1 protein-coding gene is annotated in these 712 nt (G+C 42.7%); it reads right to left on the bottom strand.

The window, feature by feature from the left end; genetic code table 11:
- Window positions 1-629, bottom strand: a 629-nt coding sequence (locus Pan241w_RS29325) for a hypothetical protein (protein WP_198000414.1), incomplete at its 3' end; no start/stop codon positions are given.
- Between the last annotated feature and the right edge of the window lie 83 nt (window positions 630-712).

Raw genomic sequence — 712 nt, 5'->3', positions numbered from 1 at the left:
TCCACACTTGAATCAAATTGTGGCGGATCTTTGATCGGCTGACTGTCACCGCGACGAAAGAGTGACTCATAGGTCTTCAACAACCAAGAGAGTTGCTCTGCTGTTACAGGTTCAAACTTACCGGGTTCAACCTCTGTAAGAATCTTGATGCACGTATGATCGAATTGGTCATCTAAAAGCAATCTGGCCACATAGCCTGTTGAACTCGCTTTAGCTCGATGAAACCTGAATAGTTGATCAAACATTGGCTTTGTAGCACCATTAAGCTCGTAATTCCCAAATATCTCGTTGGCATAGTTTGTCGATGATCCTTTTCTAAGTTCCCCCAATGCTTTACCGCAGAGCAGTCGATCCGATATACCAGCCTGATTCACGACAATGCGTAAAATTAATTCAATCAATTCACACGCGCCTTTTTGCGGGCTTGAATTGAACGACTTTGGATTTTCTAGTGGCTTATCTCCTGGTTTTGGATTGACGCCCAGCAATCCCGGATACTCGAACTCAGTCTTTATCCAAGCCTTATTAATGTCTGGTTCCACTTCTTTCGTCAAATCATGGATCTGAGCTAACGATCGGAAGTAGACTGTCAAACTTCCTTTTTTTGGCTTCTGGCTCTGATTTTTCATCCCCCAATTTTCCCCCGCGATCCCCCTTTTTTGAATTTTCTTTTATTAATCTCCCATAAAACAAGCGAAAAAACAAGTCACAT

It is taken from the genome of Gimesia alba, assembly GCF_007744675.1.
Classification (GTDB): Bacteria; Planctomycetota; Planctomycetia; order Planctomycetales; family Planctomycetaceae; genus Gimesia; species Gimesia alba.
This window is presented reverse-complemented; position numbering and strand designations above follow the sequence as displayed.